Source organism: Proteus terrae subsp. cibarius (genome assembly GCF_011045835.1).
GTDB lineage: Bacteria > Pseudomonadota > Gammaproteobacteria > Enterobacterales > Enterobacteriaceae > Proteus > Proteus cibarius.
The window spans coordinates 3,795,249-3,813,706 of record NZ_CP047349.1 but is presented as its reverse complement, the minus strand read 5'-3'; the positions used below and the strand labels follow the sequence as shown (position 1 = coordinate 3,813,706).

The following is an 18,458-nucleotide window of genomic DNA, read 5'->3' as shown; positions in this document are numbered from 1 at the left end:
CATGCTTCCTGCTTAGTTGAATGTTCTTTATGACTCTTTTACTCCCTAGTTAGGGGAAAGGATATCAAATGAACAAAATCAACTCCGTCTGTCCTTACTGTGGCGCTGGCTGCAAAATCAATCTCTGTGTCGAAAATGGTCGCATAATCAAAGCTGAAGGTGCCAATGGTGTCACCAATCAAGGAGAACTTTGCTTAAAAGGGCTCTATGGTTGGGATTTTCTTAATGACAATAAATTGCTGACAGCCAGAATTCATGAACCCATGATCCGCCGACAAAAAGGGGCTGATTTTGAAATTGTAAGTTGGAATGAAGCGATTCAATATACGGCAAAAAAATTACTGGAAATCAAAGAAAAATACGGTGCGAAATCCATCATGTGTACAGGATCTTCTCGTGGTACAGGGAATGAAACCAACTTTGTGATGCAGAAATTTGTTCGCGCGGTATTAGGTAATAATAATGTCGACTGCTGTGCTCGTGTCTGTCATGGCCCTTCTGTTGCAGGCTTACAAGAAACACTCGGCAATGGTGCTATGAGCAACTCGATTGCGGATATTGAAGATTCAGATTGCTTATTAGTTTTTGGCTATAACTGTGCTGACTCTCATCCTATTGTGGCGCGCCGTGTGGTTAAAGCGAAACAAAAAGGTGCGAAAATAATCGTTTGTGATCCTCGTAAAATCGAAACAGCCAAAATTGCTAATCAATATTTACCATTAAAAAATGGGACTAATATGGCGTTAGTCAATGCCTTTGCGTATACGCTAATTGATGAAGATCTTTATGATAAAGATTATGTCAGCCGCTATACCGAAGGTTTCGAAGAATATAAAAAACAACTCGCAGACTATAGCCCTGAAGCGGTACAAGATATTGTCGGTATTCCTGCAATGGAAATCCGTAAGGCAATGCGTACTTATGCGGGCGCTAAAACAGCCACGATTATGTGGGGAATGGGGGTAACACAATTTGGCCAAGCAGTTGATGTGGTTAAAGGCTTATCTGGTCTTGCATTATTAACGGGTAATTTAGGTAAACCGCATGTTGGTGTTGCACCAGTTCGTGGACAAAATAATGTTCAAGGTGCGTGTGATATGGGTGTTTTACCCAACATGTTCCCAGGGTACCAATATGTTACCGATGAAAAAACACGTAAAAAATTTGCTCAAGCGTGGAATATTCCTGTTGAACAACTCGATCCTGAAGTGGGATATCGGATTACTGAAGTACCGCATTTAGCCATTGAAGGCAAAGTAAAAGCGTATTACATCATGGGCGAAGATCCACTCCAAACCGAAGCTGATTTAGGCTTGGTGAGAAAAGGCTTTGAAGCGCTCGATTTTGTGGTAGTTCAAGATATCTTTATGACCAAAACTGCAGAGCAAGCTGACGTGATATTACCATCAACAAGCTGGGGTGAACATGCTGGCATCTTTACCTGTGCGGATAGAGGATTCCAACGTTTTGAAAAGGCCATTGAACCACGCGGCAATGTAAAACGTGATTGGGAAATCATTAGTTTACTCGCCACTGAAATGGGCTACCCGATGTCTTATGAAAATAATGAAGAGATCTGGAATGAAGTCAGAGCATTATGCCCACTGTTCTTTGGTGTCACTTATGAAAAACTAGCAGGTTTAGCACATATTCAGTGGCCTTGTACTGATATTGAAGATAAAGGGACACCTTATTTATATTCAGGTAACCAATTCACCACTCCATCAGGCAAAGGTCAGTTGTTCGCGACACCATGGCGAGCACCTGCTGAATTACCCGATGCTGATTATCCAATGATTTTATCTACAGTGCGTGAAGTGGGGCATTATTCTTGTCGCTCTATGACAGGTAACTGTAAAGCATTGGCATCACTTGCGGATGAACCCGGTTATGTTCAAGTTCACCCTGATGTCGCCAAAGAAGCCAGTATTGGTGATCAAGAGATTGTTTGGGTTGAATCACGTAGAGGTAAAGTGATGTCTCGTTGTAATGTGAATGAGGCAATCAATAAGCAAGCGATTTATATGACTTATCAATGGTGGATTGGGGCATGTAATGAGCTAACTCAAGATAATCTTGATCCTGTGTCTAAAACGCCAGAAACTAAATATTGTGCAGCTAGAGTGATTAAAATTGAGGATCAAAAATGGGCAGAAAGCCAAGTTTCTCAACACTATCACACAATGAGAAGCCGTTTAATAAACTTAGTGGAACAAGCAAAAACCGCGGCACATTAAGTTAATTGTTGATTAAAAATAGAAATGGAGGCCATAAAGCCTCCATTTTTTTCTCACATCTATTTTATAGAAAAAAGTAGTCTATTATTTTGGGTTTAATTTACTTTCTGCTTCTTTTTTCTCTTCTTCTAAAATCTCACGATACCAACGTGGATGGTGCTTTTTCGCCCAACCCCGAGTTACCCAGCCTTCAATCATGCTACGAATCGAACCTTTTACCCAAAACGCGGCGTAAGCATGAACTATCACCGTTATGATAAGTAAAATAGCGGACAGTGAGTGAGCCAGTAAGGCAATGCGAATAATGGGGATTGAGAAATAATCCGCAAAATAAGGACGCCAGATAATCACACCACTGATGGTAAGGACGATAAGGCTAAGACTTAATGTCCAATAAATCCCTTTTTGACCTAAGTTATAATGCCCAATATCACCAGCTTCTTCGTTTTGTAGCACTTTATGGATATTCTTCGCCCACACTAAGTCGTCTTTATCAACAAAGTTATGCTTTAAGTATCTAAAAAACATAAAGATAAAGAAGAATACCATCGCGACACCCGTAAATGGATGCAGTAAACGCGAAAGCTGTGGTGTGCCTAAAATATTCATAAACCAGTTTAGAGATGGGAAGAAAAAGCCCAATCCACTAAAAGTGGTAAAAATAAAAAAAATCGCCACAACCCAGTGATTAATACGCTCTGAGGCAGTATGACGAAGGATTTTATCACTTTTCTTCTTCATTATTTCTGCTCCTCTTTATTCACTGAATTTTGTGATGCTTCCATCTCTTTTTGTGCCTCTTCTTCATCTTCTTCTGTGGTGTGGTTAGGGCCAATACCTAAATAATGGAATATTGCACCCGCAAAAGTGGCTGCAAAACCCACTGCTGCTAATGGTTTCCAAATACCTTTCCAGAATTTAACCGTTGAGCTAATTTCTGGATTTTCGGGTAAGCCATGATACAAATTAGGTCTATCTGCATGATGAAGTACATACATAACGTGAGTTCCGCCAACCCCTTGAGGATCGTATAAACCGGCTTTGTCATAACCACGGGTATTAAGTTCAGCAACGCGCTCATTGGCAAGGTGAGTCATCGCTTCTTTAGAGCCAAAATGAATCGCACCTGTTGGACAGGTTTTTACGCAAGCTGGCTCTTGACCAACTTCAACACGATCAACACACAATGTACATTTATAAGCGCGGTTATCTTCTTCATTAATACGAGGGACATCGAAAGGGCAACCCGCAATACAATAACCGCAACCAATACAGTGTTCTGATTGAAAATCGACAATACCATTAGCGTATTGAATGATGGCACCTTCTGCGGGACATGCTTTTAAGCAACCCGGATCAGCGCAGTGCATACAGCCATCTTTACGAATTAGCCACTCCAGCTTGCCGTTTTCTTCGACTTCAGAAAATCGCATTACGGTCCACGATTTAGCGGTTAAATCCATCGGGTTATCATAAACACCGACATTAAGACCGACTTTATCGCGAATATCGTTCCATTCAGAACAGGCAACCTGACAGGCTTTACAGCCAATACAGGTTGTCACATCGATAAGCTTTGCCACTTCTTCTTTAAAGTCACGTACTTGTGGTGCAGGCGTGAGAGAATTGGTAGCAGAACGACGAATAATATCTTGAGATTGCAATGACATTAGTTTCCCCTTATGCCTTTTCGATATTGACTAAAAACGCCTTATATTCAGGTGTGAATGAGTTCGCATCACCCACAGATGGCGTTAATGTATTGGCAAGGAAACCTTTACGAGTTGCTCCCTCAAAGCCCCAGTGACAAGGAATGCCGATGGTATCAACGACTTTGCCATTGATCGTTAGTGGTCTAATTCGCTTAGTCACCACGGCTTTGGCTTTGATATAGCCACGTTTCGCGCTGACTTTAACTTCATCACCTTGAACAATGCCTTTGCGTGAAGCAAGTTGTTCACCAATCTCAATAAATTGATCAGGTTGTGCAATAGCATTAATCAGTGAGTGTTTTGTCCAGTGACGGAACAATTCAGTAATTGAATAGGTTGTTGCCACATAAGGGAATTCATCTGCTTTACCTAAATGTTCGGCATCGTAGCTATATAAACGTGCAACAGGGTTACGAGAGACTTTTGGGTGCAAAATATTATCTTCTGTTGGCGATTCAAACGGTTCGTAGAATTCAGGGAATGGACCATCAGCCATTTTATCAACAGCAAATAAACGTCCCATACCTTCTGGTTGCATAATGAACGGGCCTACACCGCTATTAGGCGCTGCATTGCTATAATCGGGTACATCAGGGCCAACCCATTGATTACCATTCCATTTGATAAGCTGACGCTTTGCATCCCAAGGCTGCCCTTGTGGATCAACTGATGCGCGGTTATATAACACACGACGGTTTTGAGGCCACGCAAAAGCCCAACCCGGTGTACAACCTAGTCCAGATGGATCGGCGTTATCACGGTTCGCCATTTGGTTGCCTTTTTCAGTCCAGCAACCAGAATAAACCCAACAGAAACTCGCAGTTGAACCATCTGATTTCAGTTGATGGAAGCCATCAAGTTGTTGTCCTTTTTTAAACAACAATTTGCCTGTTTCATCAAAGATATCTTGCATGGCTTGACCATTCGCTTCTTTCGCCACTTCTTCAGGTTGTGGATCGTAAGGGTCAACGTAGTTCCACGAAAGATTCATCACAGGCTCAGGGCAAACGCCGCCTTCTTCACGATAAAGCTCGCGCAGACGCATTAATAAATGCCCTAAAATTTTACCATCATGCCATGCTTGTGCTGGTGGTTTTGCACCCGCCCAGTGCCATTGTAACCAGCGACCTGAGTTTGCAATTGAGCCATTTTCTTCAGCAAAACATGATGAAGGTAAACGGAAGATTTCAGTTTGAATATCTTTTGGTGAGACTTCATTCATCTCGCCGTGGTTTTGCCAGAAATTAGATGATTCAGTCACTAAGGGATCTATGACAACCATATATTTTAGTTTGGCTAATGCGGCGCTACATTTATTTTTATCGGCAAAAGCGGCTAATGGGTTAAAACCTTGAACGATATAACCATTCATTTTTCCATCGATCATCAATTGGGTTTGCGCCATGATGTCATAGCTTTTATCCCATTTTGGTAACCAGTGATAACCCCATTCGTTTTGTGCCGTTGCGTGCTCACCCCAGAAGCTTTTTAGTAAGCTAATAAAGAAATCAGGGGTTCTTTTCCAGTAGTTAACTTGGTCTGCAACCACGGTTTTCGGTGTTACCTGAGATAAATAAGTTTCTAATGATGTTTGTTTTTCATTAGGAAGAGGCATATAACCCGGTAGGTTTAATGATAATAAACCCAGATCACTATAACCTTGAATATTCGAGTGCCCACGTAACGCATTCACACCACCACCTGGCATACCCACGTTACCTAATAATAACTGGATCATACCTGCTGCACGGATAGTTTGAGCACCACCGGTATGGTGTGTCCAACCAAGGGCATACAAAATAGTTGAGGTTCTGTCTTTTACACTGGTAGACGCAAGCGCTTCACAGATATAGGTGAAATCTTCTAAAGGTGTGCCACAAAGAGTGGTAACAATTTCAGGGGTATAACGTGAAACGTGCTGTTTTAAAAGATTCCACACACAACGAGGATGTTGCAGTGAATTATCTCTTAATGCTAAACCATTCTCATCAAGTTCATAGTGCCATGAGGTTTTATCATAGCTTTGATTTTCTTTATCAAACCCACTGAAAAGACCTTCATCAAAGCTAAAATCTTCACGAACAATCAAAGAAGCATTGGTATAGGCTTTCACATATTCATGCTGAATTTTATTGTGTTCAATAAGGTAATGAATAACACCTAATAAGAACGCAGTATCAGAGCCTGCACGAATAGGAGAGTAGAGATCGGCAACCGCAGCACTACGGTTAAAACGAGGATCGACAACGATAACCTTCGCATTGTTCTTAATTTTAGCTTCGATAACCCATTTAAAACCGACAGGGTGCGCTTCAGCAGGGTTACCGCCCATGATCAGCACAACGTTAGCGTTTTTAATATCAACCCAGTTATTGGTCATTGCACCACGACCAAAAGTTGGAGCTAATGCTGCAACGGTTGGCGCATGGCAAAGTCTTGCCTGACAATCGATAGCAATCATGCCTAATGAACGAGAAAATTTATTATCTAAAATTCCGGTTTCATTACTAGCAGCAGAAGAACAAAGCATACCGGTGGTGAGCCAGCGGTTAACTTCCTGCCCTTTTTCATTATGGGTAACAAAGTTTTCATCACGATCTTTTTTCATCAGACGGGCGATTTTATCAATCGCTTCATTCCATGAAATGCGCTCCCACTTATCAGAGCCAGGTCTACGATATTCAGGATATTTCAGGCGATTTTCACTATGGATATAATCGACAAGCCCAGCACCTTTCGGGCATAAAGAGCCACGGCTAACGGGATGATCAGGGTCGCCTTCAATGTGATAAATACTTTTATCGACATTCTTTGCGCCATCCCCAAGGCTATACATCAAAATACCGCAACCTACAGAGCAATAAGTGCAGTTATTACGAGTTTCAACGGAACGTAATAATTTATATTGGCGAGCGTTCGCAATAGATACTTCAGGTGCCAAGCCTAGTAATGCAGCAGATGTGCCAGCCATACCGCCTGCACAGATCTTAAAGAAAGACCTACGACTGATTTGCATCAGTGTCTCCTCGATAAATTGATAAATAACATCCGTACCGGGCGTTTAAAAAACGTCCAGTAAAGATACGATTTCATTTTTCAATCATTCAAGACAGACCTGAGTATCGTTTTATGAACTCAATGTGATGAACTACTACTTAAAATGACGTTGGTGATTATAACGAGGAAAAAAAATAAATCCATGCTAACAATGCGGATACAAAATATATTAAAAAATAACAATTTAGTTTGATTTCCATCATGTTAAATAACCAATTTTTCAATTAACACACAAGGTAAAAATGAGGATGTAATCTATTAAAAAGGTGCTTGAAATAAAACTCCATTTTTACCTGTGTCATAAAAAATTTTTACTGTAAAAAAAGTAACATTATATTCTGTATAAAATCTCAATAATAATTTATTGAGACTGTATTTTATTCTATTGTCAGATTTTTATTCCTAAATTTGATTTAAAGAAAGTTGTAAAAATATAAGATTAAAAAATAGACATTTTGATCGCCTTCACAATTCAGAAAAGATCAATTTGAAGTTTAACTCCGAAAATAATTATATATTGGAGTGATATTTAAGATACAAGAAAAACCCCTACTTGATGACAATAATAAGAGCTAATAAGTATGAACAGAATAAAGAAAATATCTTACTCCTGTCTTTCTGTAATGCTAGTGTCGGCAATATTCACGTCTACTAGTTTTGCAGAAAAGCTGCCTAATTTACCAGTAACATTTAAAAGTGGCGCTGGAACAATTAGCGAAAATATTATTTATGTTGGTTTAGGTACAGCGGGAAAATCATGGTATAAGCTTGACCTGAATAGTTCGAAAAAACAATGGGAAAGAATAGCAGACTTTCCTGGAACACCAAGAGATCAAGCTATTGCTCTAGAGCTAAATAATGATATTTATATTTTTGGTGGAGCAGGAAAAGAAAATGAAAATAGCGAAACAATTAGTGCGCTGACAGATGTTTATCGCTATTCACCAAAAGAAAATAAATGGGAAAAGATCAACACTCGAGCACCTTACGGATTGGTTGGGCATACAGGAGTTAGTATTAACAATGATCAAGCTATTATTCTTGGTGGTGTTAATCAACAAATCTTTGACGGTTATTTCGTTGATTTAAACCGTACTAAATCGAATGAATCTGAAAATAAAAAAATTATTAGTGATTATTTTAATAAGCCTGCTGAAGGTTATTTTTTTAATCGAAATATAATGGAATATAATGCTGAAAATAATCAATGGAGATTATTAGGTATTACGCCATTTAATGGAACAGCAGGCTCTGCATTAGCTTATGATGGCAATAAAATCACTTTAATCAATGGTGAAATAAAACCAGGGTTACGCACCAGTGAAGTGCAAACTGCCACATTAAAAAATACTCAATTACAATGGAATTCTGTTGCTCAGAAATTACCCGACCCTACGCCTAATCAGCCACAAGACGGTTTAGCTGGTGCATTTTCCGGTTACAGTATGCACACTTTACTTGTTGCTGGCGGGGCAAATTTCCCGGGAGCACAGGCAAACTATGCACAGCAACATTACTTTGCGCATCAAGGATTAGAAAAGACATGGCATAAAGAAATTTATGGTTTTATTAATAATCAATGGAAAGTCATTGGTGAATTACCTCTTCCTCTTGGCTATGGTATTACTGTTTCATATGATAATTCACTTTATTTAATTGGAGGCGAAACAAATAAAGGTGAAGCTGTTAATTCAGTTATTACTTTAACAATGAAAGATAAACAATTAATTATTGAATAAACTCTTCCTAAATATAAATTAAAATAATTCATCAAGATCTCCTTTGTTAATTCAGGGGATCTCACCTTTTTGGGAAAATATTATGCTAAATAAAAAGAAGAAACTTTTATTGTCATGCTGTACTTTATTAATGTCATCTCAATTATATGCGACTACATTAGACTTTCGTCATGAATATGCAGACTCTACTCGAATTAATAAAGATAGAGTTGCATTTATTCACTCTTTTTCAAACGGTGTTGGTTTCTATATTGATGCTAGCGTTAAATCGGGTGGTGTTGATGGTGAGAAAGATAAACTATTCAGTGATGTTGTTAATAATGCTATTGAAATGGGATTAAGTTATAACTATAAACTAAATAACTATATTACATTACAGCCTGGTCTTATTTTTGAAACCGTAACAGATACTTCTATATATAAACCCTATTTAAAAGCACAATATAACTTTGATAATGGTTTATATATTGCAGGGCGTTATCGTTTTGATTATGCCCGTAAAACAAAACAAGGTGTTGATGATGAAAAAACAAATCGTCTTGATGGCTTTATAGGTTATAAATATAACAAATTTAAAGTGGAATATGATTATACTCAAATGTATAGCGACGCCATAAAATATGATAATAAGAAACGCAATTACGAGCACAATGTCGCTTTTTCATATCAAATCAACAGCACTTTCACTCCCTACATTGAAGTTGGCAATATGGCTGTAAGCCCTCTTAGTGATGATCGCCAGACACGTTATCGAGTTGGGTTGCAGTTTCATTTCTAATTTAAGTTAAGTAACGCGGAATAAAAAAGAGAAAGAGTGGTGGAAACATCACTCTAATTTTTATTTAGTTTATTTATCAGTTAGTTAGAGGCTATTGATTATTGTTTGATCTTCTTCACAAATTACTGTTTTTTTGATTGAGAAATTAAACTCCGTAAAATACTATAATTTGGAGTTACATTTCAAATGAAGAGAATAGTGAGTCAAAATGACGCTAATTGAAAAGATGACTAAAGATATTCAACAAAAAGGTGGACTGATTGTGTCTTGCCAGCCTGTTGATAATAGCCCAATGGATAAGCCAGAGATTGTTGCTGCAATGGCTCAAGCAGCGGTAAATGCAGGAGCAATCGCTGTGCGTATTGAGGGAATTGATAATTTAAGAGCAACTCGTCCTCTTATTGATGTGCCGATTATTGGCATTGTGAAGCGTGATTTACCTGATAGCCCTGTAAGGATCACTCCGTGGCTTAGTGATGTTGATGACTTAGCTAAAGCGGGCGCCGATATTATTGCTTTTGATGGTACTGACCGTGTGCGTCCTATACCAGTGAAAACACTATTAGCTCATATTCATCGTTTAGGAAGATTGGCGATGGCAGATTGTGCCACCTTTGACGAAGGTATGTATTGCCAAGAGTTAGGCACTGAATTTATTGGCTCAACGATGTCGGGTTATACCGGTGGTGAGATACCAAAGCTACCTGATTTACAACTTGTTACCGCATTGGCCGAAAGGGGATGCCGAGTGATTGCCGAAGGGCGTTATAACACACCAATGATTGCCGCAAGAGGAATGCAAGCGGGTGCTTGGGCTGTCACAGTAGGCTCTGCATTGACGCGTCTTGAACATGTCTGTGATTGGTTTACTCAGGCATTAAAGTGGCAGCAGGAGTTAGATAAATGAATACATTAGCAATTGATATTGGAGGAACAAAAATCTCGGCGGCACTAATTAGTCGAGATAACCAATTGACACAACATACACAGATAGCCACACCCGCAAGTGCATCACCAACGCAACTTTATGAAGCTTTAGTTGCTATTACTACACCACTCAAAAGCGATGCAGATAGTGTTGCTGTCGCATCAACAGGGATTATTTGTAATGGCATTTTGACCGCATTGAATCCGGATAATTTAGGTGGACTAAAAGATTTTCCTTTAAAAGAAACACTTGTCTCACTTACAGGATTGCCTTGTTGGCTACTCAATGATGCTCAAGCGGCCACATGGGCTGAATATGATCATCGCCGTGAAACTATTTCCGATATGGCATTTATCACCGTATCGACAGGTGTTGGCGGTGGCGTAATTCAACAAGGACAGCTCTTTACAGGAAAGCGAGGTATTGCAGGTCATTTAGGTCACACGCTTGCCGATCCTCATGGCCCACTTTGTGGTTGTGGTCGCTATGGTTGTGTTGAAGCAATCGCTTCTGGTCGTGCAATTGCATCACAAGCGACACAGGAGCTTGCTGGAAAAGATGCAAAAGCGATTTTTGCTGCCTTTCATCAGGGAAACTTACAAGCAAAATCAATTATTGAACGTTCAGCAAACACCATTGCAAATTTGGTGACTGATATTAAAGCAACAACAGATGCTGATTGTGTCGTTCTTGGAGGAAGTGTTGGGCTGGCAAAGGGATATATCGAACTCGTTCAAGCTGCCCAGATAAAGCAACCAGTTGCATTACAAGTGCCGATATTATCGGCTCATTATCATCATGATGCCGGGCTCTGGGGCGCTGTCCTTTGGGCTAGAGAGCAATAAAAAAACTGTCGTAAAACTTACCTTTTACCCTACATATGGCAGGACTAAAAAATGCAATTACATGATTTTGGTTTTATTAACTATGCAGTGCTGTTTGGTTATTTGGCAGCAATGTTACTCGTGGGTGTTTATTTCTCTAAACGCCAAAAAACAGCGGATGATTATTTTCGTGGAGGAGGTCGGGTTCCTGGTTGGGCTGCAGGGGTTTCTGTTTTTGCGACTACGTTAAGTTCTATTACTTTTATGTCGATCCCAGCAAAAGCCTATACCTCCGACTGGACTTTTATTATCGGGCAATATTTAGCTATCGCTATTTTGCCATTAGTTTTTTATTTTTATATTCCTTTCTTTAGAAAATTAAAAATCACTTCGGCTTATGAATATTTAGAAGCACGTTTTGATGTACGCAGTCGTTTATTTGCCAGCCTTTCGTTTATGTTATTCCATATTGGTCGGGTTGCTATTATTACTTATTTAACTGTACTTGCTTTACGTCCTTTTATGGGTATTGACCCTGTTGTTTTAATCGTACTGATTAGCTTGCTCTGTATTATTTATACTTGGATGGGCGGAATTGAAGGTGTTATTTGGACGGACGTTATCCAAGGGTTATTGCTTTCAGGTGGTGCAGTTCTTATTTTTATTATGATCTGCTTTAAAGTTGATGGCGGAATTAGTGAAATTTTCACTGCAACATCACAAGCTGATAAATTCTTTCCTACGACTCAATTTCGTTGGAGTTGGACGGATAGTACTATTCCTGTTTTGATGATCGGATTTTTATTCGCTAATATTCAACAATTTACAGCAAGTCAGGATGTCGTACAGCGTTATATCGTGACAGATTCTATTGAAGAAACAAAACGTACACTGATAACAAATGCGAAATTAGTTGCCATTATTCCTATCTTCTTCTTTGCTATTGGATCTGCCTTGTTTGTGTATTACAAACAGAATCCTAATTTCTTACCTGAAGGCTTTAATACAGGAGGTATTCTGCCTCTGTTTATTGTGACTGAAATGCCTGTTGGTATTGCTGGATTAATTATTGCAGCTATTTTTGCTGCGGCTCAATCCAGCATTTCGAGTAGCTTAAACAGTATCTCAAGCTGTTTTAATTCTGATATCTACACTCGTTTAAGCAAATCTGAACGCAGCGCTGAACAAAAAATGAAAGTCGCAAGATTAGTCATTATTGTTGCTGGTGTCTTCAGTAGTTTAGCTGCAATTTGGTTAGTTTTATCTGATGAATCTGAAATTTGGGATGCCTTTAATAGTCTGATTGGTTTAATGGGTGGCCCAATGACCGGTTTGTTTATGCTGGGTATTTTTGTCAAGCGTGCTAATGCAGGTAGTGCAGTTGTCGGGATTATTGTCAGTATTATTGCTGTATTAGCTGCTCGTTATGGCAGTGATCTTAATTTCTTCTTCTACGGAGTGATTGGTGCGATGTCTGTTGTTATAGCAGGAACAATTACAGCACCGCTTTTCTCATCAGCAAAACAAATTTCATTAGATGATAGTGAAACGTCAGGAAACTAATAGGGAATAATCTATGTTATTTGGACACATATCAGATTTGGCTACAATGCCAGAAATGAATCCCGCGTTGCGTGACGCAATGGAAAAAGCATTAGCACTTGATCCTGCTTCACTTGCTCCGGGAAGTTATAAGATTGATGGTGAAACGCTATTTATGAATGTAATGACGTTTGAAACACAACCTCGTGAACAGAAGCGAGCTGAGTTACACCAACGTTATATTGATATTCAAATATTGCTTAGTGGCGAAGAAATTATTGATTTTGGTATACAAGGCTCAGCACAAGACGTGACGCCTTATAATGAGGCTGATGATTACCAACTAACCGATACAATAATAGGTCAACAGACCTTAACGCTTTCATCAAGCATGTTTGCTGTTTTTATGCCTTATGAACCTCATAAACCAGGAATTTCGGCTGAAAAGGGTGCAAACACACTGAAAAAAGTTGTTGTTAAGTTAGATGTCACCGCATTGACCGACTAATAATTACTATTTTTATTAAGCGCTTTATTTCTGATGTATCAGTAAGTTGTATTCTGATGCTATTAAGGAATAAAGCGTTTTTTATTATCATATTATTGTATGAGCAAGGCTTTTTTTAACCTGTTGGAATTGGTACTCTTGTTGGCAGAATTTTTTTCCGTGTATCTTCTGCAACCAAGGATAATCTCCATGACAGAACAGGCAACGACTCGATTAAAGCCGGGTAAAATACTTGATACGCTAGGCGCAATGAAAAATAGTCTAACGCGAGTATCACAGCGCATTGCAGACTATATCCTGTTCCATCCTACAGAAGTTACTCAACTCTCTATTGCTCAACTTTCACAAGCAACAAAAGCGGGTGAAGCGACGGTTGTGCGTTTTTGCCGTACATTGGGTTATAAAGGGTTTCAAGATTTTAAAATGGATTTGGCGATTGAAATGGCGACCTCTGATAATGAAGAGTCACCTATTCTTGATGCAGAAGTGACCCATCAAGACGATATCCATACCATTGGTTTAAAACTTCAAGCAACGATTAATAACGTATTATCAGAGACATTAAATCTGCTCGATATGAAGCAAGTTCAAGGTGCTGTAAATGCTTTATTATCAGCAAATTATATTTTTATTTGTGGTGTTGGCTCTTCAGGAATTACAGCAGAAGATTTAAAAAATAAACTTATGCGAATTGGCTATCGTGTTGATGCTGTTACAAATAACCACTTTATGTATATGCAAGCTTCACTATTAAAACCAGGCGATGTGGCTATTGGAATTAGCCATTCCGGTAATTCTCCTGAAACGGTCCATGCTCTTAAATTAGCTAAAGAAGCAGGAGCCAGCACGATCGCATTGACTCATAATTTAGGCTCACAAATTATGGAGTATGCTGATCATCATTTAATTAATGGTAACCGACAAGGGAAACTGCAAGGTGACTCTATTGGTACAAAAACCGCACAACTCTTTGTATTAGATCTTCTTTATACGCTATTAGTACAAGCTCAGCCTGATATGGTTAAAGAGCAAAAACTGCGAACATTGAATGCGCTAAAGCAGACTCATTCCGCATAAGTTTATCTCTACATTGTGTGATTTTTAGTGAAAATTGGCTAAAGATCACACTTTCATTTTTCTCTTCCTTTAATGCTCATTTCGTTATTGCGTTCTGAAGTATTGCTCCCTAATATAGAGTTAAGCTCCATAAAATTAATAGAAAAGAAATTAACCTCCAAAGGAAGTTATCATGAACAAACTCTCTGGACTGATTGCCGCACCTCATACTCCTTTTGCAACTGATGGTAGCGTTAATTATCCTGTCATTGATGAAATAGCTAAACACCTAATTGCAAGTGGTGTGACAGGTGCTTATGTATTAGGAACAACAGGCGAAGGTATTCATTGCTCTGTTGAAGAACGTAAGAAAGTGGCTGAACGCTGGGTTAGTGCCAGCCAGGGTAAGCTTGATCTTATTATTCATACAGGTGCATTAAGTATTGCTGATACGCTAGAACTTGCTCGCCATGCTGAAACCTTAGATATCAAAGCAACATCCGTTATTGGCCCTTGTTTCTTTAAACCGGGCAATGTTGATGATCTTGTTGAATATTGTCGTTTAGCGGCTGCAAGTGCGCCATCTAAAGGTTTTTACTATTATCACTCCACCATGTCAGGCTTAAGTATTGATATGGAGAAATTCTTACAAGTAGCGGGTAAAGTAATACCTAATTTATCTGGTATGAAATTTAATTCCCCAGATATGTATGAATTCCAGCGTTGCTTACGCGTAGAGGGTGGAAAGTACGATGTTCCGTTTGGTGTGGATGAATTTATTCCTGCGGGATTAGCCTGTGGTGCATTAAGTGCAGTTGGTAGCACATATAACTATGCTGCACCATTATACCTTGAAATTATTGAAAAATTTAAAGCTGGTGATCATGAAGGTGTTACTGCTTGCATGGATAAAGTGATTGCGATTATTCGTGTTTTAGTTGAGTACGGCGGTGTTGCAGCAGGAAAAGTAGCAATGCAACTGCATGGTATTGATGTTGGTGACCCTCGTCGCCCATTACGTCCAATGACGGCAGAGCAAAAAGCTGATGCTTTAGCGAAGTTTAAAGCAGCTAATTTTCTGTAATCGATTTGACTTTGATTGATAATTTTATAGATAGACCCATATTTCAACATCTCCCCCTTTGATGTGACAGTGGCTTTTAGAATAAAGCCACTTTTTTATTATTGACTCTAAAACTTGATTTTAAATGCCACTCAAACCAAAGTACGAGTTACTATTTTATTCTTATTAAGGTGTACGGATGGCATACGAATTCCTGACACAAGCAACACTCAACAAACTAGCAACTGGCGAAATTTGGCAACGACAAATTAATGATGAAAGTATTATTGATGTCAGCTTAAATGCAGGGCAATTAATAATTTCTCAGCCTGAAGTTGAGGAAAGCTTTATTCCTTTTAGTCAAAAACTAATAGCTTATTGTGAACAGCTTGCGCTTAAATTTCCATTTATTGAATTTACTCAATCACAAGAATTTCATTCCACATTATTAACGATTTTTAATCAACAAAATGAGCAATTTAAACTGCAACGGCCTGTATTATTATCGTGGTGTCATGAGATTGCAAAAATCTTTAACCAAATAAAAAGTATCGAAATTTTATTTAATGACGTTGTCCTAACATCCAATGGTAGTCTGATATTAACGGGTATTTCAGAGGAATTAACACGCTTTAGGCAACAGATTTATCAGCAGATCCCAATTGAAAGTGAACTTCATAAAGACATTATCCATATTACGCTTGGGCGATTACGTGATAGTACGTCATCAGCAGATATGAAGCAGCTTTATGATGAGCTAGAGCAAAACCGATCATCATTAATACATTATGCAATTAACACTCCTATCATTATCCGACATCCAAAATTTGTGGTAAGCAAAGGTTCGCTTTCAACAGAAGTACAGATGGGGTTAACGATGGAATTTAATCAGTTATGGCCATTTAGGTGTTATTAACCGTAAATATTAAATTGTACTCATCTTTTTGTGACTAAAGTGATATGGCTAATTAGTATATAATCCAGCGATTCTTTTTATTCGGGTTATTTGTTTGAATTATGAATGTAAAATATCGTGCTGATGTAGATGGTTTAAGAGCGGTCGCTGTTATTCTGGTTATCCTTTTTCATTTGGATAATCGCTTAATTCCTTCGGGATTTATTGGCGTCGATATTTTCTTTGTGATCTCTGGTTTTTTGATTTCGCTAATAATTAAAACTTCATTGTCACAAGGTAATTTTTCATTTCGTGATTTTTATAATCGTCGATTATGGCGATTACAACCACTTTATCTTTTTGTATTAATTGCGGTTCTAGTGATATCTGGGCTTTTTTACCTACCTAGCGATTATTTAGATATTACAAATAGCGAGAAATATGCCTCAGCCTTTCTCTCTAATAAATATTTTGCGAGAGCAACAACTAGCTATGCAGCGCAAGATGCACTCTTTTTACCGTTATTGCATACGTGGTCTTTAGCTATAGAGTGGCAATGGTATCTTTTTTTACCTTTTACACTTTATTTTCTACATAAAATCAATGTAAAAGAAAGGGTTAATAGTTTTTATCCTGTGGTGTTAGTCACTGCTATTTCATTTATTCTGGTGTTTTATTACCAAAAAGATCAACCGAAAAATTACTACTATTTTAGTACGCGGATCTTCGAATTTATGTTGGGAGCTTGTGTTGCCTACTTCCCAACAAAGATAAAACCTAATCGAAGAATAAACGATGTTATTAGCTTAATTGCGCTAGGTGTTATTCTTTGGATCGCATTCCAAAACGATATTATTGCAGGTTATCCGAACCTTAATACGTTGTATGTTTGTCTTGGTGCTACACTAATTATTTATACCGGACAACATGGGAGTATCATTGAAAAAATACTCTCGTTAAAGCCAATCGTGATCGTTGGGTTATTATCTTACTCACTCTATTTATGGCACTGGCCATTATTTGCTGTTGCACGCTATGTTGGTGTGTTTAATACAGAACTGCAAAAGGGATCACTGTTAGCATTAACCTTATTGCTATCGATTAGTTCTTATTTTCTGATTGAAAAACCGTTTAGAAGAAAGCGTTTAGCCTTTAAATATTCCATCACTCTCTTGTTAATTGTACCTATTTTATTCACTTTGGGGCTAAATGCATTGAATGAAAAATATAAAGGTATTGGAGCGAGGCTTGGGCAAAATTACGTTAATTTAGAAACAAAATTGAATCAATTTGATTATCCCAATCGAACTAAATGTATGAATTTTGAAGCCTCAGATCCAGATAAAATGTGTCATATTGGTGAAGTAGGAAGCCAGAAAAAAGCCTTTTTATTTGGTGATTCTCATGCAAATCATTATTGGGGCTTTATGGATATTTTAGGCAAAGACGCCAAAATAGATGTATATGCACAAGCAACTTCATCGTGTATTACGCTTCCTAATATTTATCTTTATGACTGGTCTAATCATAAAAATACAGTTTATCAACGTTGCTACGATCAAACGGCGAAATATTATCAAGTTATCAAGAATAACCACTTTGATTATGTAATATTTGGGCAAGTTTGGAATAATTACGCGTCAAATCATGTCATTAATAAGATAGGTGATGTTAGGACCGTTGAAGAGTCTCGCAAACGCGTTGAGAAAGCGATGCGTGAAGCGCTTGATATTATTATTGCCACAGGGGCTAAGCCTGTTTTTATAAAAACAGTTAATTCTATGCCAAGTGGTTTTATGACTTGTTTTTATGAAAATGCAAAATTAAGAAAGGATTTTGCAGATAATAACTGTAACCCCAAAAACTATAAAGGTGAGGGAAATACATGGATGAATCAGTTATTTGTTAAGCTAAAAAAGGACTATCCAAGCTTAATTATCATCGATCCTAAAGATGTGCAATGTGATAAAAATGTCTGTCTAACCGATATAGAAGGTGTGCCAGTTTATCGTGATGTAGGACATATTACAGATTATGCTTCAACAATTTTTGGCATGATGTATTTAGAGCGTTTTGGTAATCCGTTAGTCGTGAATAATCCTTAATAAGACAATTAATC

14 protein-coding genes are annotated in these 18,458 nt (G+C 38.3%); 11 read left to right on the top strand and 3 right to left on the bottom strand.

Annotation, left to right across the window (positions count from 1 at the left end; translation table 11 throughout):
* Positions 1-68 precede the first annotated feature (68 nt).
* Entirely contained in the window at positions 69-2,237 is a 2,169-nt protein-coding gene (fdhF, locus tag GTH25_RS17445) for a formate dehydrogenase subunit alpha (RefSeq protein WP_164530772.1), read from the top strand.
* Between the two features lie 84 nt (positions 2,238-2,321).
* On the opposite strand, the gene fdoI is transcribed toward fdhF, so the two are convergent.
* Genes fdoI through fdnG form a run of 3 tightly spaced genes read right to left on the bottom strand, consistent with a single transcriptional unit; the run spans position 2,322 to position 6,965 of the window.
* A complete protein-coding gene (gene fdoI, locus GTH25_RS17440) occupies positions 2,322-2,981 on the bottom strand; it encodes a formate dehydrogenase cytochrome b556 subunit (protein WP_099659237.1) in 660 nt (219 codons plus the stop codon).
* The gene (gene fdxH / locus GTH25_RS17435) at positions 2,978-3,907 is read right to left on the bottom strand and encodes a formate dehydrogenase subunit beta (RefSeq protein WP_099659236.1); all 930 of its coding nucleotides are present in this window, start codon (positions 3,905-3,907) and stop codon (positions 2,978-2,980) included. Before fdxH ends, fdoI begins: the two co-directional genes overlap by 4 nt.
* A 10-nt stretch (positions 3,908-3,917) precedes the next feature.
* Entirely contained in the window at positions 3,918-6,965 is a 3,048-nt protein-coding gene (fdnG, locus tag GTH25_RS17430) for a formate dehydrogenase-N subunit alpha (RefSeq protein ID WP_099659235.1), read from the bottom strand.
* Positions 6,966-7,587: 622 nt separating this feature from the next.
* Here fdnG and GTH25_RS17425 point away from each other — a divergent pair.
* The 10 genes from GTH25_RS17425 to GTH25_RS17380 all read left to right on the top strand — a co-directional run bounded on the left by GTH25_RS17425 (position 7,588) and on the right by GTH25_RS17380 (position 18,444).
* Positions 7,588-8,745, top strand: coding sequence for an N-acetylneuraminate epimerase (locus tag GTH25_RS17425; protein ID WP_164530771.1), 1,158 nt, complete (start codon positions 7,588-7,590; stop codon positions 8,743-8,745).
* Between the two features lie 82 nt (positions 8,746-8,827).
* Complete coding sequence (locus tag GTH25_RS17420; RefSeq protein WP_075672569.1) at positions 8,828-9,523, top strand: oligogalacturonate-specific porin KdgM family protein; 696 nt, start codon at positions 8,828-8,830, stop codon at positions 9,521-9,523.
* 208 nt (positions 9,524-9,731) lie between these two features.
* Positions 9,732-10,430, top strand: a complete 699-nt coding sequence (locus GTH25_RS17415) for an N-acetylmannosamine-6-phosphate 2-epimerase (protein ID WP_075672568.1) — start codon at positions 9,732-9,734, stop codon at positions 10,428-10,430.
* Positions 10,427-11,296, top strand: a complete 870-nt coding sequence (gene nanK / locus GTH25_RS17410; RefSeq protein WP_075672567.1) for an N-acetylmannosamine kinase — start codon at positions 10,427-10,429, stop codon at positions 11,294-11,296. The genes GTH25_RS17415 and nanK overlap by 4 nt, the downstream gene beginning before the upstream one ends.
* A gap of 51 nt (positions 11,297-11,347) precedes the next feature.
* Positions 11,348-12,838 carry a sodium:solute symporter family protein gene (locus GTH25_RS17405; RefSeq protein WP_075672566.1) on the top strand — a complete coding sequence of 497 codons (1,491 nt, stop codon included), beginning with the start codon at positions 11,348-11,350 and terminating at the stop codon, positions 12,836-12,838.
* A gap of 13 nt (positions 12,839-12,851) precedes the next feature.
* Positions 12,852-13,325: an N-acetylneuraminate anomerase gene (gene nanQ / locus GTH25_RS17400; protein WP_075672565.1), complete on the top strand. Its 474-nt coding sequence runs from the start codon at positions 12,852-12,854 to the stop codon at positions 13,323-13,325.
* Positions 13,326-13,514: 189 nt separating this feature from the next.
* On the top strand, positions 13,515-14,402 hold the full coding sequence (locus tag GTH25_RS17395) for a MurR/RpiR family transcriptional regulator (protein WP_088494247.1): 888 nt from the start codon (positions 13,515-13,517) through the stop codon (positions 14,400-14,402).
* A gap of 172 nt (positions 14,403-14,574) precedes the next feature.
* Positions 14,575-15,465 carry a dihydrodipicolinate synthase family protein gene (locus GTH25_RS17390; protein ID WP_075672563.1) on the top strand — a complete coding sequence of 297 codons (891 nt, stop codon included), beginning with the start codon at positions 14,575-14,577 and terminating at the stop codon, positions 15,463-15,465.
* A 178-nt stretch (positions 15,466-15,643) separates the two neighbouring features.
* The gene (locus GTH25_RS17385; protein WP_075672562.1) at positions 15,644-16,360 is read left to right on the top strand and encodes a hypothetical protein; all 717 of its coding nucleotides are present in this window, start codon (positions 15,644-15,646) and stop codon (positions 16,358-16,360) included.
* Between the two features lie 101 nt (positions 16,361-16,461).
* Positions 16,462-18,444, top strand: coding sequence for an acyltransferase family protein (locus GTH25_RS17380; RefSeq protein WP_159242146.1), 1,983 nt, complete (start codon positions 16,462-16,464; stop codon positions 18,442-18,444).
* Positions 18,445-18,458 lie beyond the last annotated feature (14 nt).

Excerpts from the sequence above, each read along its gene's own strand:
- fdhF (WP_164530772.1), top strand. The coding sequence starts at position 69 with ATGAACAAAATCAACTCCGTCTGTCCTTACTGTGGCGCTGGCTGCAAA.
- fdxH (WP_099659236.1), bottom strand. The coding sequence starts at position 3,907 with ATGTCATTGCAATCTCAAGATATTATTCGTCGTTCTGCTACCAATTCT.
- fdnG (WP_099659235.1), bottom strand. The coding sequence starts at position 6,965 with ATGCAAATCAGTCGTAGGTCTTTCTTTAAGATCTGTGCAGGCGGTATG.
- GTH25_RS17425 (WP_164530771.1), top strand. The coding sequence starts at position 7,588 with ATGAACAGAATAAAGAAAATATCTTACTCCTGTCTTTCTGTAATGCTA.
- GTH25_RS17420 (WP_075672569.1), top strand. The coding sequence starts at position 8,828 with ATGCTAAATAAAAAGAAGAAACTTTTATTGTCATGCTGTACTTTATTA.
- GTH25_RS17415 (WP_075672568.1), top strand. The coding sequence starts at position 9,732 with ATGACGCTAATTGAAAAGATGACTAAAGATATTCAACAAAAAGGTGGA.
- nanK (WP_075672567.1), top strand. The coding sequence starts at position 10,427 with ATGAATACATTAGCAATTGATATTGGAGGAACAAAAATCTCGGCGGCA.
- GTH25_RS17405 (WP_075672566.1), top strand. The coding sequence starts at position 11,348 with ATGCAATTACATGATTTTGGTTTTATTAACTATGCAGTGCTGTTTGGT.
- nanQ (WP_075672565.1), top strand. The coding sequence starts at position 12,852 with ATGTTATTTGGACACATATCAGATTTGGCTACAATGCCAGAAATGAAT.
- GTH25_RS17395 (WP_088494247.1), top strand. The coding sequence starts at position 13,515 with ATGACAGAACAGGCAACGACTCGATTAAAGCCGGGTAAAATACTTGAT.
- GTH25_RS17390 (WP_075672563.1), top strand. The coding sequence starts at position 14,575 with ATGAACAAACTCTCTGGACTGATTGCCGCACCTCATACTCCTTTTGCA.
- GTH25_RS17385 (WP_075672562.1), top strand. The coding sequence starts at position 15,644 with ATGGCATACGAATTCCTGACACAAGCAACACTCAACAAACTAGCAACT.
- GTH25_RS17380 (WP_159242146.1), top strand. The coding sequence starts at position 16,462 with ATGAATGTAAAATATCGTGCTGATGTAGATGGTTTAAGAGCGGTCGCT.